A 14,878-nucleotide genomic window follows, 5' to 3' on the forward strand; every position below is an offset into this window, starting at 1 on the left:
TCTGGTAGTCAGTACCGAAAAACCACGAATCTAATGAAAGGATTTTACACTTGTAAATATTTCATTACTGAGAAGAAGGCGATGTTTAAGACGGGCTACGCCTACGCTAAAAATGGTTTTTGATTTTTGCTATGCGATCGCACATCAATAGATTACCTACAATCTATCTAGAATCAGATTTGGCAAAACCGCTCATGTTAAACTACAATCCGCTGCATTGTTTGCCATCTTCCGAAGAACTACCCGACTCAGATGATACCGCTGTGGATAATGAACTCCAAAATTTAATTCCCGGCTTGCTAAAAACGATACTGGCTTTGGTTTGGTGCGATCGCTGGGATTGGTTCTTTGGTGTTGATATGGGTATTTATTATGACCCAGACAAACCAGCTATTGTCCCTGATGGATTTCTCAGTTTAGGAGTTAAACGCTTCGTTGATGAGGATTTACGCCTAAGTTATGTGCTGTGGGAAGAAAAGCAACTGCCAATTTTAGCGCTAGAAGTTGTTTCCCAAATATATCGAGAAGAATATAGCATCAAGAAAGAATTTTATGCCAAAGATTTAGGAATTTTGTACTACGTTGTGTATAGTCCCCTGCGGCGTAAAAAGTCACCTTTGGAAGTGTATCGCTTAGTCGATGGGGAATATATCTTAATGTCAGGAAATCCCGTTTGGCTGCCAGAAATTGGTTTAGGAATTGGGCGAGAACGAGGAATTTATCAAGGTATAGTGCGGGAGTGGCTGTACTGGTATGACGAAGAAGGGCAAAGATTGCTGATACCAGAAGAACGCATTAGGGAAGTGGAAGAACGCACAGCTTTTGAAGAACAGCGACGAGTGGAAGCAGAACAACAGGTGAAAATGTTAGTTGAAAGGTTGAATGCGCTAGGTGTTGATCCAGAAACTTTGTTATAGATTTACCAGATTTTCTAATTTTTGCTGCCTTAATGTTAATTAGCTTCCTGGCTAGGAAATTATATCTGTAAAGCAACTAATAGCTTGACGGTAAAAATCTTCATGACTAGTTGCTCAATAAATATATTTACCAAAACCTTCATCAAAAATATGGAAGTTAAATTAGGATTTGGAGCAGTCCCAAGACCTCAATATGTTTTTGTCAGCAAAGAACCCGATCACTGTTGGTATATGCTTGCTGAAGATGAAAGACGCATTCCAGTTTATGAAAGAGCCTTGACTGGGGTAATTACAGGGATAGAAGTTAATAAAAAGGTTGAAAATACATTCGGAGAAGTTATCAGAACAGATTTAAATGTTTTGGCAGACAAACCCTATATTATCCGTTCAGGAAGTGATACCTATTTTTGTAAAGGTTTATTGCTGTCTTTAGATATTCTTACTTTTGAACAACTGCGTCATCCACTTACTATTGCCGTTAGTCCTGGAGATAAAAAAGTAGTATTCTGTAATATTTACGATCCAGTAACTTATCCCTCTATAGGTGTTAGTTGGGATGGACATAAGGAATTAGACTGGCAAGCTTTAGGGCAAAAAGTAAGTTTAAAAATTAATAAAATTCAAAATTCAAATCAAGAGATAATACAAGTATCTGCGAATACAACGACATCAGAAATTCATGCAGTTTTGATATCTCAAAGTGACACGTATTTAGCCCAGTTCAATTGGACACCAGAGCAGGGAAGGGATTATTTGCAGCAGAAATATGGCAAGCGATCGCGTCTACAACTTACTGATACAGAAATTCTGGACTTTATTGATTATCTGAAGCTACAACTAACCCAAAACTGCTCAACTTAACTGCTGTTATGTGAACTTGGGATAATTGCGATCGCTTTTAGTCCAAATCTTCTTCGGTAAGTCCAGCATCTTTCATAATGCTTTTCAAAGTTCCAATCGGTAAATCTCGATTACTATGAACCGGAACGGAGAGGATTACATCAATACCTTCTTTTACGTAAATATGATGACTGCCAGTAATCCGTTTCAATTCCCAACCCTGCCGTTCCAAAATTTTACAAAGTGCTTTACCTGAAACCGCTTTCATAGCGATATTTCAACCAACTGTTTCTCCGGGTCAAGTTCTTCTCGTTCGCTAGCAACTTCCAACCAACCTTGAATTGCATCTTGCAGCATCTCTAACAAATGTTCATAGCTGTCTCCCCAAGTGTGACATCCGGGTAGTGCAGGTACAGAAGCACACCACACACCGTCTTCTTGCCAGATAACTGCTTTAATTTTCATTACCAATCATCTCCACAAGATTGCGACTAATATTCTAGCGTCAAGCCGAGTGCGATTGTACAAGTAGTTGCGATGCTAAGTGAGACATAAATTGATAGTTATAAGTGATGATCCTGCATTTAACACAGTTTCATAAATATTGCTTATTTATACTGCCTCAATGGTGATAATTGGCTTAATTAGGGAAGTCTATGTATAACCAATCCCTGATTTTTAGGTTAAACACTTAGAAAAAGGGCAAAAAAATACAAATTGCAAGGAGTACTTATGATTCTACTTATCTTAGACACTATTGCTTTAGCTAGTGCTTCTGTAGGAGCATTTGCAGGTGTGAGGGCAATTTCCAACATAGACGCAGAAAAAGAGAAGTTTAAAAAAATCTCAAGTCTTTATGATGAAACTTTTAGGGAGTTGGAAGGAGATTTAATCTTTACAAAGAATCTTATAGAACAGTACAATCAACTTCGACAAGATACCATATCCAATACTGAAAAAATTTTTATTTTCTTTGACAAGAACATTGACAAGATAAAAAATCTGCATCCCAGTGAACTTTCAATTCAGCAAATTCAGGAATGTAAAAATACTTTTAATGAAATTAAGCAGTCTCTCATAATTGATACTAATCCTGTTGATTCATTGAAAAGCTCTTATTACTTAACTAATCTTACAAATCCTGTAAAATTAGCAGTGGAAGAAATTATATCTCACAACTTATCTGTCAAACAAACCAACAACTCTACAAGGAATTGTTTAAGTAAATCTTCAATGAGGATAATTGCAGGAAGCACGATAATTTTATCTCTACTGGCATCTGCTAATATTGCGGTGAGTCCGGCAGTATTAATTACTGGTTTTATACTTACTCGCTTGCAGGAGGAAGCTTTAATTCAGGTAAGAGAGTATGAATCAGAAGTGAATACAGGAATTGATAAAATTAATTTAACTAAGGATTTGATGCTAAAAATAAGGCAGCAAATTTCTGAATCAATGAAAAAGTTGAAGTTTTTAAATGATGCAATGAATGAATTTTTAGCTACCGATAATATAGCTGGCTTTACTCACGAAGCAACTCAAGTCGCTTCTAAATTAGCTTATTGTGCTCCAGTAGCTCATGAACTTAAAATATTCATACCTTTGGTGAAATCCCTAGTTGAAATGTTCATACCAAAAATTTTAGATTATGAAGGTAAACTGAAAAATGTTGCATTAGGTATTAAAGATAACCACGATGATCGCAGGTTTTTATTGGGATTAGATGAAGTAATAAACATTAAATTAGAGCGAGAATTGCTCAATAGCATAATTTGAAATATAACGATATTTGGATGCTATTGTAAACCTTAAGAAGAGCGAACACTAAAGCTATCAGCCTAGTCATCAAAGTGTATTGTATGATTAGGCTTACTTCACCTCATACCCTGGATAGCTAAGACTAAATCTGCTGGGATCTAAACCAATTGGAATATTAAGAATTTTAATGATACTGATGTGGTATTTTGAAGTGAGAGAATAGCGATCGCCACTCCACTATAAATTATGTTGCATTACCACATATTGCAACACAACTTTTTTGAGACGATGAGCAAAGAAAATATTACGTTTCAGATAGATAGCGATCGCAAGGCTGCACTTGATGCGATCGCAATTCATTGCAACTGCGATCGCAGCTACATCCTTAATGAGGCAGTAGCCGCTTATTTAGAGAGGTATCAGTGGCAAACCGAGGAAATTCAAAAGGGGATTGCTGAAGCGGATACTGGAGACTTTGCCGATGATAATGAAGTAAAAGCGACTTTTGCAAGACTCACCAATGCATATTAAGTGGCGTGTTGTCCGCTTTATACCACACAGTCACAATTACACTTATCAAATATCGCTTGCTTCCGGTAGCCAGTCTTCATCCAACACTAACTCTAAAAAATATGGGCACTCTTCTGGAAATACGGAAATTTGTATCCCCGTTTGCTTGGCTGCTTGCCGACGCGCCCTTTGATAACTTTCCTCAAGTTGCTCTGTAGGATAACTCTTAAGACTAGAACTATCTTCTATTGCTAACTCAATTTGTGTGCGAGAATCAGTGATGGAATCGAGCCAACTATCTGAGCGACGCTGGGGTTGATATTGCCACTTCAGCAAATGCAAAAGTAAGCGAGTTAGTTGACTGGCAATAGCCCGCCGTTCACTTTTGCCCAAGCCTTCAACCTCTTCAATCAGATGTTCTACATCAACTTCATGCCAGCGATGCGATCGCAATAGTTGGGCTGTCTGTTCAATCCACAAGTTAAAATCTGCTTTATAAGTTGCACTCATAGCCGTTCTTGATCGGTTGCATAGCTTAGGCAAGCCAAAATATCTTCTTGTGTCAAATAAGGAAAGTCATCAAGCACTTCCTCGTAGGTCATGCCAGAGGCCAAATAAGATAAAACATCGTATACAGTAATTCGCATTCCTCGAATACAAGGCTTACCACCTCGTTTTCCTGGTTCGATTGTAATAATATTTTGATACTGCACAGCTATCAAGCCTCAAAAATCTTCATCATCAACAAAAAATTCGGCATCGTCTTCTAATCGAGAATTACGCTGACCAATACCAGCAAGTCCCCACAGAGGTTGCAGCAGTGCCATGCCAATTAACCCGACAATGGCACTAAAAGCTAGCACTAAACCCATTGGTATTTGAATCGATTGGAATGTTAAGAATTTTAACGATACGGGTGTGGCGTTTTGGACTGAAATGATTGCGATCGCAATTACCCAAACCGCTAAAACTAGAGATGTCAAAAAAGGAGCGATTTTCATAGTTTGATAAAAGTTAGGAGTTAGGAGTTAATAATTCTTAACTTATAACTCCTAACTCCTAATTCTGACTGATTAAACTGCTACTGCCTCTAGTTTAGCAATGGCACTCTCTAACTCTTGGGCGATTTGGGTGAGTTTTTCGGGAGTGTTGGTTTCTAGGTAGACGCGTACCAATGGTTCTGTACCAGAAGGACGTAGTAAAACCCAGCTACCTTCTTCTAAATACAGCTTAATCCCGTCCTTACGCCCCACTTCCTTGACTTTAATTCCTGCTACTTCTATAGGTGGATTTTTAGTAAAGGAGTCGATGACGGCGGTTTTGTGCGCCTCTGTGAGGTGCAAGTCTAGGCGATTGTTGTAAAGTGGGCCATCGGCTTCGGCGATCGCTTCTTTGACAAGTTGACTCAGCGGTTTGCCTTCATAGGCGATCGCTTCTGCCACCAGCATATCGGCTAATACCCCGTCTTTTTCGGGAATATGCCCAATAATACTCAAACCACCTGATTCCTCTCCACCGATTAACACCGCAGTTTCCCGCATTTTTTCGCCGATGTATTTAAAACCAACTGCTGTTTCGTAAATTTGCAGCCCATTTTTAGCAGCGAAATTATCCAGCAGGTGGGTTGTGGCCACAGTACGGACGATAGCGCCTGTTTTACCTTTGTTTTTGATCAAATGACGTGCTAGAACTAACAGCACAGTATTAGGAGTGAGGACAGTTCCTTGTTCATCAACGATACCAAAGCGATCGCTATCTCCATCCGTTGCCAAGCCCAAATCAGCTTGATCGCGGACTACTGCTTCCACTAACTCAACTAATTGTTCTCCTTTGGGTTCTGGCATTCCACCCCCAAATAAAACATCCCTCCAATCGTGGAAACTTTCTAACTGAACGCCACTATGTTGCAAAACTTCATCTAAATAGCCGCGAGAGGTAGAATACAAAGCATCGTACTTTACCTTTAAATTAGCGCTTTTGATCTTTTCTACATCAAGTAGAGTGTAGATAAATTTCAGGTAATCTGGTTTCGGATCGAAAATTGAAATTGAACCTGATGGGTTGCTCCCAGGCAACTCATCCGATGCACTTTCTATATTTGCCACAATAGTATCAGTAATCTCTGGAGTGGCAGGCCCAGCATAATCGGGTATATATTTAATTCCACAGTAGGGTGCTGGATTATGGCTAGCAGTAAACATTAACGCCCCAGCGGAATTTAGGTAACGGGCGTTGTAGGCAATTACTGGTGTGGGGCAATCCCGATCAGTAATTTTCACAGTCCAACCCAAGTCTGCCAGTACTTGGGCCGCTGTTTGGGCAAACTGGTCAGCTAAAAAGCGAGTATCGTAGGCAATAAGTACTGGTCTGTCTTTTGTGTAGACTTTTTCTAAGTAAGTGGCTATTGCTCTTGTTACTTTCCGCACATTGGGGAAAGTAAAGTCATCGGCAATAATCCCTCGCCATCCATCGGTACCGAATTTTATCTTGCTGGGCATTTTTGCCGCTTGCTCCCGTACATTATCAGTACTATTAAAGCTTCCCGCAAAGCGTGTGTAGCAGCAAGTATCCCCCGAAGTTCTTTTCTAAGGAAGCCTTAGCTAAAACTTCTCCCCACCGTATTTTCTCTCACTGTTTCTGAGCAATGTCAACCCCCGATCGACCTTTTGCCAGTTATCACCTTTGGTCTCTAGTTGCCCCAGCGACCGGGCAAGAACGCTGGCATTGCCAGATGAGACGGGGGTTTATCAAAGCGCGGCAACACGAACCACAAGTCAAAGCTCTTTTAGGGCAAGCCACCGCGCCCCAGCGGATTGGCATACTCGCCCAAAAAGGCATTTATGAGTTTCATCATCACAGGCATCTGCTGAAGCAAGCAGATGGTGTAGAAAGAGTTGCACAGCTACTTAAATTAGGCAACTCAAGCGTTCAAGTCCAGCAACGCGTGCTACACATTTTGCAAAAATATCACGATGCACCGTTGCTTTTGGATAAAGATATTATCCAATTAACTCCGGGTGATGAAGGCTTTCCTAAACCGATAGTAGTTGAACAAGAAGACTATTGCTTTCGCTTATACGCGGCTATGGACTGCGTTTTTATTGAGTCTGATAGAACTTTACATATTTTAGATTTCAAAACTGGTAAATCAGCTTTTGACAAACGACAGGCATTAGTTTATTTGCTAGCTGCTCGTTATCTTTACCCTGGAAGACAAGCTGTTGCATCATTTTATAATTTAGAAATATGTAAAAAATCTGAGTTAATTAGTATTAACAATAGTGAATTAGAATCCTTAAAATTTGAGTTAGCGAATATTGCTCACAAGCACCAGCACGATTTGCAAAAATATCAGGAAGAAACTAGTAATTTCAGTAAAATTTTCCCTCCTAATCCTGGCTCTCACTGCCGTTTTTGCCCATTTAACTCAATCTGTGAGTTTGCCGATTTTAAGCAGCATCAATCGTATCCATTGCCCAGTTTAAGAGTTAATAGCTAATTGGTTTACCTATGTAGCTTGGTTCAATTTTCAAAAAAATCTACTAAATACTCGTATTTTTACTGGACTGATTCTCTTCTCCTATCAGACAACCTAGATGTCAAATACACCGATTTTTATCTTTGGTTGTAAGGAGTTAAGACTAGTGCGATTAGCCACAAATAAATCTGTATTTAGATTAGTAGGAATTTGGACGTTTCTTTTACTTCTCATTTTTAAAGGGATTTTACCTCAACCTGTTTATGCATTGCTGTCGTCTCTAGACGCTTGTGCTGTTCAAGCTGAATGTGTCGCTGCTGGCTCGGAATTAGCTTCTACTGCTAAGGCTACAATTAGCAGTACAACTAAAGCTCAAAATGAGCAGGTTTCAAATAAAGCTAAGGAGAGATATTGTTCTTTTTATCCACTTAATTTGGTTTGTGGGCCACAAGGTCAATCTTCAGTTCTTTATAATTACAAATTTCACCAAACAGTACATTACAGGAGGTCTGGTTCTCCTGACAAATTTGTAACTCATCATTTTCGAAGTTGGCGACCTGCGCCAGGGGCAATTAGAAGTTTAGCTCAACCTCCAGGTATTGAATTTGGTGGTGGTTATCCTCCATCTGGTGATTATGTAACTTGGATTCGTTTAAATGATGGAGATGGTAATAATCAAACTCGTGGAGTCGTTTATGAATACTCAACTGGCGACACCATGACATGGGATGATTATGCAAATTATTATAACAATAATATTCAGGGAGAATGGATTAGCGATGTGGTTCGTGCTGATATACTGCCAGATAATTCATCCCCTCATGATAGGAAAGATTGACTTCAATAAAAGCGTGATGTGGCTGTTCAATTAATTTGATATTTACAACGAGATTCTAAAGGGCATGAAGAAAAGGCTGGGTATATACTTAAGAACTAGTCCAATCACTGAACTAGATATGCTTTTGCGAGGATACAGTCTGGCTCGAAAAGAAGTTGGCGTACCTCCAACAGAGCCAGAAAGGGAATTTGAAGGTTTTCAATCATGGGTTGAAGAAAAATATGGAATTAACTCAGGTCAGTCATGGTCTAAAATAATTATTTTCTATTCTGTAGACGAGCATGAGGCACTACAGAAATTTTTTGAATTGTTTGAAGAATACTTGAATAGGAATAAGAGTTTAGAACTAGATGAAAATTGTGGTTAAGCAGAGAGTATTAAGGTGCGTTAGCCTACGGCATAACACACCCTACTCTCTGGAATATCTCTAAGCTAAAACCTCTGTTTGTAGTAGCGCCTTACGTAATGCAGTTACTGCTTCTTCTGTTTCTATCAACCTATTGAGAGCAAGCGCAATATCATCTTCAACCTTCAGCAGTTTAGCTGCTTTTTTTACAGCTTTTTGCTCTTCGATTGAGTAATTATTATCGGCACGGGACATTTGAATTGCATGATACAACAATGACCTTGATTTCGACCAAGTAGAAACATCAACTGTAATCTTACTCAGCAGGTTTTCTAAGTCAGCATTTTTGTAGTCAAATGTTTTGTATTTTTCTATTAGTTCTTCAGGAGCACCAACTATACGCTGATGATTTAGTAACCAATTAAGTTCGGCTTCTGAAACCTCTCCATCAGCTCCAGCAATAGCGAGCAGTGCATATCCGTAGTTAAGGTACGCTTCAGTAGGAGCTTCTGAAATACCTAAGTTCTTTTTCATAAATTCTGAAGCAGGTATTGCTTCTTTAAGATTGCTCATGAATTACCTCTTTGATTTTTTTGAGAATTTACTATTAGGCAAATGCTATCTATAAAATGCAAGAATTATTATCCAGGTTTTTAATTAGTGTTGACCCATTAAATCCCTCGAGAAATTGCTGATATCTTACTATTTTTATAGATGCATTTAAATATTCTCACCATCAAAGTGAAAAGGCAAGGACAGTTAAGACAGTTAAGCAAATCATTTAAGACACTTAAGAAAATTACTTGACTAATTTTTTGATTAGCCCGCAGTATAATCCTTAAATTGAGTTGTCCCCTAGTTTAAAACCGTATCATCTCCTGCAACTCCACCGCTTCTCCATCTGGCGTAATCGCTTAATGAGACGGGGAAGAAGCAAGGGAGCAGAGGGGGCAGGGGAGACAAGGGGACAAAAGTTAGAACTTGCAACAAGTCTTTTCCCCTTGTCCCTAAGTCCTCTTCTCCATGCCCAATGCCCAATAATACTTCTCTACGAGAGGCTGCGCCCTAAGCGTAGCTATGCCGCAGGCTTTACGGCTTCTCTACCAGACGCTACGCGTTAGCGGAGCTTTCACTTTAGCGATACGCTCAGTACAAGTGCCCAATACCCTAATTCAAAAGTCCGGTAATTCTTTAAGAATTGTGAATCGAATATGATTAATCGCCAAATCACCGATGGGGATATCTTCTTTAGTTAGTCGCGCACCTTGGCTTGTCACAGTTTCAAAAGTAATACCTTTACCAATTTCAATGTGATACCAGCATAAGCCCATAAAAAAGCGCGTCGGATAAGGCCCACCTTGACCTACATCGTCAGGATTTGATTCCATTGGTAACCAGCCAAAATTCGGGACGTAGAATTCCAGCCAAACATGATTAAAGTCTGGTTGTAGCGGCACTCCTTGTAGGTCACTATGAGGAGGACATTTGTACCTGCCTACGGTGCGGCAGGGGATGCCATTCAAACGGCATAAGGCAAGTAAAACGCCGACATATTCGCCACAGGAACCAACGCCCCGTTCTAAAACTATATCTGGCGTGTCAATGTAAGGTTTAATACCGTAGGATAACTCATCATAGACATAGTTGCGGATGCTGTACATTTTCCGCAGCACATTGGTTTCAGAACCAATTGCTTCTCTGGCGGCGCGGCGAACAATGGGAGTATCCATTGCTAAATCGTCGTCATCCACTAGGTAGCGTGTTTGTAATTCTGGGGACAGTTCAGGTATATCTTCTACATCTCTGGGTGTGATGCGATACTTAATCCCGCGAACTTCCAAAAGTGCTTTCCAGCCAAATATATGCCGTTCTCCTGGGGTAAGAGAATCAAATTTAAAGACTGCTACACGTTGCCCTTCTATCACTTCTTCGGTAAAGGGTATACCAATTGGTTCAACGTGTTTCACCTTTTGACGCTCAGTTTCTGATGGTAGGGCAATGCGCCATTCGACATCAGGTAAATAAACCTCGTCTAAGGGTGCAATTTCCTCTGCATAAGACATTTCAATGAGATAGCCATTAGAGAGGGCATAGCGCTTATCTGGCTGGTAATGATAATACAGAGGGTGAATGAAAGTGCGATCGCGGAAGGTTAGCTCATGACTCGGATCGGCATTGGGGTTGTCCCGGATATAAGGCTCCTCTGAGGCGTAGGCGACGTAAATACTTTCTTTGCCTGTTTCGTCATTTTTATGTATCGCTATGCCTGTGGGACATTCAAATGGTGTCAGAACGCTGAATTGAAGTTCTCCTGTGGCTCTGTCCATCGCGTAAACTGATTGTTCGGTGCGATCGCAAATCCATAGCATTTCCTGAGTCACTGCTAAATTCTCTACCCCAACTCCAGGGGCATAAAATCTGGTAATCTCTTTTCGCGTTTCGCGGTCATAAATCAGAATGTAGCCCAGCCTTTGGCAGCTGACATAAACTGTTGTTTCCCAAACAGCAACGCCGTCAGCCGGATAAGGCAATGTCACAAAATGTTCTAGACCCAAAGCATTGAACTTACACAAGTAAACACTATTTTCTCGGCTCACCCACAGGGTATCTTCCCACGCAGCTAGACCAGTGACATCGGTAAATTCTTTAACTTGATGGGGATTGAGAATTTTGCTGTTGTCAGAGGTGGGATCAATCTCCAGTAGATGCCCTTTAATACTGTCAATGGCAATCAGTCTATCTTTAATGAAAGTAATGCCACACAGGGTAGCAGCAGTCAGCGGTCGAATTGTTTTTTGCCCAAACATCTGGCTTGCGGTCGTGGGGAGTGCAAAACTCATATTAAGCATATTTCTTGAATGGTTTAGCACGCCTGGGCAATTCAAAATTGAAAATTCAGCTGGAAAAGTTTGCTAAATCAGGAAACCCTCCTGGCACGCCAGTTCGCTTGAAGGCGAAATACAGAAATAGACTGGCTCAACTTTGGGCAAAATTCAAAATTAAGAAATGCAATCGTGCCATACATCCTGGCTATTGAATTAGATGTAAATGAAAGCAATGGCAGCCTAAAATTAATTGTGGCATACGCTCTGCAACAAAGCTTCAAAGCTTTATTACTCACAATTATCGGTATAATGTGTTCCGAAAAACTCTTTCGTGAGAAATAACACTATCTCAAAAAAGTATAAATTTACAAATGTTAAGAATTACATATACACTCATACAACTGGGCGACAGCCTTAATGTAACTTTAGGAGATGGAATTCCTGCCATCACTAAATTATGATCGAATTTTGTAACCATTTGCTGTGACCTACACGATGTCTGCTAATTCTCTGCCTGAAGGTGCCGCCGTTTGGCATAGTTTAGAAGTTGATAAAGCGCTAGACCTGCTCGATAGTAATGCAGACAGCGGCTTAACACCCCAAGAAATTCAACAGAGATTACAAAAATACGGCCCCAACGAACTTGAAGAAACTGCTGGCCGTAGTACTTGGGAAATTCTGCTGGATCAGTTCAAAAACATTATGTTGTTGATGCTGATTGGCGTGGCTCTGATTTCTGGGTTTTTAGACCTGATGGCTTTGCGGGCGGGCAGTTTGAAGCCCGGTGAAGTGCCATTTAAAGATACGATCGCTATCTTAGCGATTGTCATCCTCAATGGCATACTCGGCTACGTCCAAGAAAGCCGTGCCGAAAAAGCCTTGGCAGCCTTGAAAAAACTCACCTCTCCCTTAGTGCGGGTTATTCGCGACGCCAGACTGGTGGAGATAGCAGCCAAGGAACTAGTTCCAGGGGATGTAATGCTGCTGGAAGCTGGGATGCAGATAGCCGCAGATGGACGCTTAATAGAACAGTCGAATTTACAAGTGCGAGAGTCAGCACTGACGGGTGAAGCCCAATCTGTGAATAAACAGGCAACATTAAAATTGCCAGAAGAAACAGATTTAGGCGATCGCCTAAATTTAGTTTTTCAAGGAACCGAAGTAATCCAAGGACGGGCTAAGGTTCTGGTGACTAACACCGGAATGACTACAGAACTAGGCAAAATTGCCACCATGTTGCAGTCGGTGGAAAGTGAGCCTACGCCCTTACAGCAACGGATGACTCAACTAGGTAATGTCCTGGTTACGGGTTCTTTGATTCTCGTGGCGATCGTCGTCGTTGGCGGTGTGATCAAAGACGGAGGTTTTAAAAACATCCAAGAACTCTTGGAAGTTTCCTTGAGTATGGCGGTTGCTGTGGTACCAGAAGGTTTACCAGCCGTAATTACCGTCACCTTGGCGCTGGGAACCCAGCGAATGGTGCGCCAGAATGCCTTAATTCGCAAATTGCCAGCAGTAGAAACACTGGGTTCTGTAACTACCATCTGTTCTGATAAAACCGGCACGCTGACTCAAAATAAAATGGTAGTGCAATCGGTTTCCACCAATAACAAAACTTTTCGCGTCACTGGCGAAGGTTATGCTCCCACGGGGGACTTCCAATTAGATGGTCAAAAAATTTCTCTAGAGCAGTCTCCAGAAATCTCAGCGTTATCAGTTGCCTGTGCTGTTTGTAATGATTCAGTGTTGCAAAAAGAACAAGGTGAATGGGCAATTTTAGGAGATCCTACAGAGGGGGCGTTAGTCACCCTGGCGGGAAAAGCGGGAATCGAAAAAGACCAGTGGAACAGTAAGTTACCGCGCGTTGCGGAATTTCCCTTTTCCTCGGAACGTAAGCGGATGAGCGTGATTTCTCAGGTGGAGGGAGTCGCCACAGGTGAAGCGTCTTCGAGAGGCGTTGACCCAGCGATCGCTAATTTTCTCCAATCTGAACCTTATTTAATGTTTACCAAAGGTTCTCCAGAGTTAACCTTGGCACGTTCCACTCAAATTCATTTGGGCAATCACTCAGCCCCCTTGACTGAAGAACAACGCCAGAAAATTTTGGCAGAAAATGACCAAATGGCGAGTAAAGGCTTGCGGGTGCTAGGTTTTGCCTACAAACCCCTGGCACAGATCCCACCAGAAGGTTCAGATGAGACATCTGAGCAAGGCTTGGTGTGGCTGGGATTAGTGGGAATGCTGGATGCGCCACGCCCAGAGGTGAGGGCAGCAGTCCAAGAATGTCGGGATGCAGGCATTCGCCCAGTAATGATTACTGGCGACCACCAATTAACAGCACGAGCGATCGCTACTGATTTGGGAATTGCCCAAGAAGGCGATCGCTTGCTCACAGGTCAAGAATTGCAACGGATGACTGACCAGGAATTAGAGCAAAATGTTGACTTAGTGAGCATCTATGCCAGGGTTTCCCCAGAACACAAACTGCGAATTGTCCAAGCACTGCAACGCCGGGGCAGATTTGTAGCGATGACAGGTGATGGCGTCAACGATGCCCCAGCCCTCAAACAAGCTGATATTGGTATTGCAATGGGTATTACTGGCACTGATGTCAGTAAAGAAGCCAGCGACATGGTATTACTTGATGACAACTTCGCCACTATTGTCAGCGCCACCAAAGAAGGTAGAGTTGTTTACACCAATATCCGCCGCTTTATTAAATACATCCTCGGCAGTAATATTGGCGAAGTTCTGACAATTGCAGCCGCACCCTTAATTGGTTTGGGAGGCGTTCCCCTTACCCCCTTACAAATTTTGTGGATGAACTTGGTAACAGACGGTTTACCAGCTTTGGCATTAGCTGTGGAACCTCCAGAACCGGATGTGATGCAACGTCCACCTTTTAGCCCCCGCGAAAGTATTTTCGCCAGGGGATTGGGTTCTTACATGATTCGCATTGGGATAATATTTGCCATTATCACCATTGCCTTGATGTGGTGGGCTTATCAGCATACCCATGCCCCTGGGTATCAGGGTAATCGCGATGCTTGGAAAACAATGGTATTTACTACCTTGTGTATTGCCCAAATGGGTCATGCGATCGCCATTCGCTCCAACAACCGACTGACCATCGAGATGAATCCCTTCTCCAATATCTTTGTACTAGCGGCTGTTGTCGTCACCACGATTTTGCAGTTGATGCTAATTTACGTCCCACCCCTGCGAGATTTCTTTGGTACTCACTACCTAACTCTAGAGGAATTAGGGGTTTGTATTGGCTTCAGTGCCTTAATGTTTGTGTGGATTGAAGCGGAGAAGATATTTTTGCGGATTATGGGCAAGAAGGCTGTCTGAAAAAGTGAGTAG

At 41.5% G+C, this 14,878-nt stretch carries 17 protein-coding genes; 9 read left to right on the plus strand and 8 right to left on the minus strand.

Annotated elements, in window-relative coordinates:
* The first annotated feature begins 194 nt into the window (after positions 1 to 194).
* Both RM347_RS16295 and RM347_RS16300 read left to right on the plus strand, forming a co-directional pair.
* The gene (locus tag RM347_RS16295) at positions 195 to 917 is read left to right on the plus strand and encodes a Uma2 family endonuclease (protein ID WP_322716092.1); all 723 of its coding nucleotides are present in this window, start codon (positions 195 to 197) and stop codon (positions 915 to 917) included.
* A 150-nt stretch (positions 918 to 1,067) separates the two neighbouring features.
* Positions 1,068 to 1,778, plus strand: a complete 711-nt coding sequence (locus RM347_RS16300; RefSeq protein ID WP_322716213.1) for a hypothetical protein — start codon at positions 1,068 to 1,070, stop codon at positions 1,776 to 1,778.
* Positions 1,779 to 1,815: 37 nt separating this feature from the next.
* Here RM347_RS16300 and RM347_RS16305 read toward each other — a convergent pair whose 3' ends face one another.
* Entirely contained in the window at positions 1,816 to 2,025 is a 210-nt protein-coding gene (locus RM347_RS16305; protein WP_322716093.1) for a type II toxin-antitoxin system HicA family toxin, read from the minus strand.
* Positions 2,022 to 2,222 (minus strand): type II toxin-antitoxin system HicB family antitoxin, encoded by a 201-nt coding sequence (locus RM347_RS16310; RefSeq protein ID WP_114084373.1) that lies wholly within the window; start codon positions 2,220 to 2,222, stop codon positions 2,022 to 2,024. The genes RM347_RS16305 and RM347_RS16310 overlap by 4 nt, the downstream gene beginning before the upstream one ends.
* 267 nt (positions 2,223 to 2,489) lie before the next feature.
* Between RM347_RS16310 and RM347_RS16315 the strand changes: the two genes are divergently transcribed.
* Complete coding sequence (locus RM347_RS16315; RefSeq protein WP_322716094.1) at positions 2,490 to 3,533, plus strand: hypothetical protein; 1,044 nt, start codon at positions 2,490 to 2,492, stop codon at positions 3,531 to 3,533.
* A 270-nt stretch (positions 3,534 to 3,803) separates the two neighbouring features.
* Complete coding sequence (locus tag RM347_RS16320) at positions 3,804 to 4,046, plus strand: CopG family ribbon-helix-helix protein (protein ID WP_322716095.1); 243 nt, start codon at positions 3,804 to 3,806, stop codon at positions 4,044 to 4,046.
* A gap of 45 nt (positions 4,047 to 4,091) precedes the next feature.
* On the opposite strand, the gene RM347_RS16325 is transcribed toward RM347_RS16320, so the two are convergent.
* From RM347_RS16325 to RM347_RS16340, 4 genes are all read right to left on the minus strand, one after another.
* Entirely contained in the window at positions 4,092 to 4,535 is a 444-nt protein-coding gene (locus RM347_RS16325) for a DUF29 domain-containing protein (protein WP_322716096.1), read from the minus strand.
* Positions 4,532 to 4,738 (minus strand): DUF433 domain-containing protein, encoded by a 207-nt coding sequence (locus RM347_RS16330; RefSeq protein ID WP_322716097.1) that lies wholly within the window; start codon positions 4,736 to 4,738, stop codon positions 4,532 to 4,534. Before RM347_RS16330 ends, RM347_RS16325 begins: the two co-directional genes overlap by 4 nt.
* A gap of 12 nt (positions 4,739 to 4,750) precedes the next feature.
* A complete protein-coding gene (locus RM347_RS16335) occupies positions 4,751 to 5,026 on the minus strand; it encodes a LapA family protein (RefSeq protein WP_322716098.1) in 276 nt (91 codons plus the stop codon).
* 72 nt (positions 5,027 to 5,098) lie between these two features.
* The gene (locus tag RM347_RS16340; RefSeq protein ID WP_322716099.1) at positions 5,099 to 6,523 is read right to left on the minus strand and encodes a phosphoglucomutase/phosphomannomutase family protein; all 1,425 of its coding nucleotides are present in this window, start codon (positions 6,521 to 6,523) and stop codon (positions 5,099 to 5,101) included.
* Between the two features lie 146 nt (positions 6,524 to 6,669).
* Here RM347_RS16340 and RM347_RS16345 point away from each other — a divergent pair, with 146 nt between their 5' ends.
* The 3 genes from RM347_RS16345 to RM347_RS16355 all read left to right on the plus strand — a co-directional run bounded on the left by RM347_RS16345 (position 6,670) and on the right by RM347_RS16355 (position 8,708).
* Positions 6,670 to 7,524, plus strand: a complete 855-nt coding sequence (locus tag RM347_RS16345; protein WP_322716100.1) for a PD-(D/E)XK nuclease family protein — start codon at positions 6,670 to 6,672, stop codon at positions 7,522 to 7,524.
* Positions 7,525 to 7,669: 145 nt separating this feature from the next.
* Complete coding sequence (locus tag RM347_RS16350) at positions 7,670 to 8,341, plus strand: hypothetical protein (protein WP_322716101.1); 672 nt, start codon at positions 7,670 to 7,672, stop codon at positions 8,339 to 8,341.
* 64 nt (positions 8,342 to 8,405) lie between these two features.
* Complete coding sequence (locus RM347_RS16355) at positions 8,406 to 8,708, plus strand: hypothetical protein (protein WP_322716102.1); 303 nt, start codon at positions 8,406 to 8,408, stop codon at positions 8,706 to 8,708.
* A 60-nt stretch (positions 8,709 to 8,768) separates the two neighbouring features.
* Here the strand turns inward: RM347_RS16355 and RM347_RS16360 are convergent, their stop codons facing one another.
* Positions 8,769 to 9,260 (minus strand): hypothetical protein, encoded by a 492-nt coding sequence (locus RM347_RS16360; protein WP_322716103.1) that lies wholly within the window; start codon positions 9,258 to 9,260, stop codon positions 8,769 to 8,771.
* A gap of 599 nt (positions 9,261 to 9,859) precedes the next feature.
* On the minus strand, positions 9,860 to 11,527 hold the full coding sequence (locus RM347_RS16365) for a transglutaminase family protein (protein ID WP_322716104.1): 1,668 nt from the start codon (positions 11,525 to 11,527) through the stop codon (positions 9,860 to 9,862).
* A gap of 174 nt (positions 11,528 to 11,701) precedes the next feature.
* Between RM347_RS16365 and RM347_RS16370 the strand changes: the two genes are divergently transcribed.
* A complete protein-coding gene (locus RM347_RS16370) occupies positions 11,702 to 11,854 on the plus strand; it encodes a hypothetical protein (RefSeq protein ID WP_428850564.1) in 153 nt (50 codons plus the stop codon).
* Between the two features lie 153 nt (positions 11,855 to 12,007).
* Positions 12,008 to 14,866: a cation-translocating P-type ATPase gene (locus tag RM347_RS16375; protein WP_322716214.1), complete on the plus strand. Its 2,859-nt coding sequence runs from the start codon at positions 12,008 to 12,010 to the stop codon at positions 14,864 to 14,866.
* Positions 14,867 to 14,878 lie beyond the last annotated feature (12 nt).

Origin of the sequence: Nostoc sp. ChiQUE02 (assembly GCF_034531305.2) — a bacterium.
Classification (GTDB): domain Bacteria; phylum Cyanobacteriota; class Cyanobacteriia; order Cyanobacteriales; family Nostocaceae; genus Nostoc.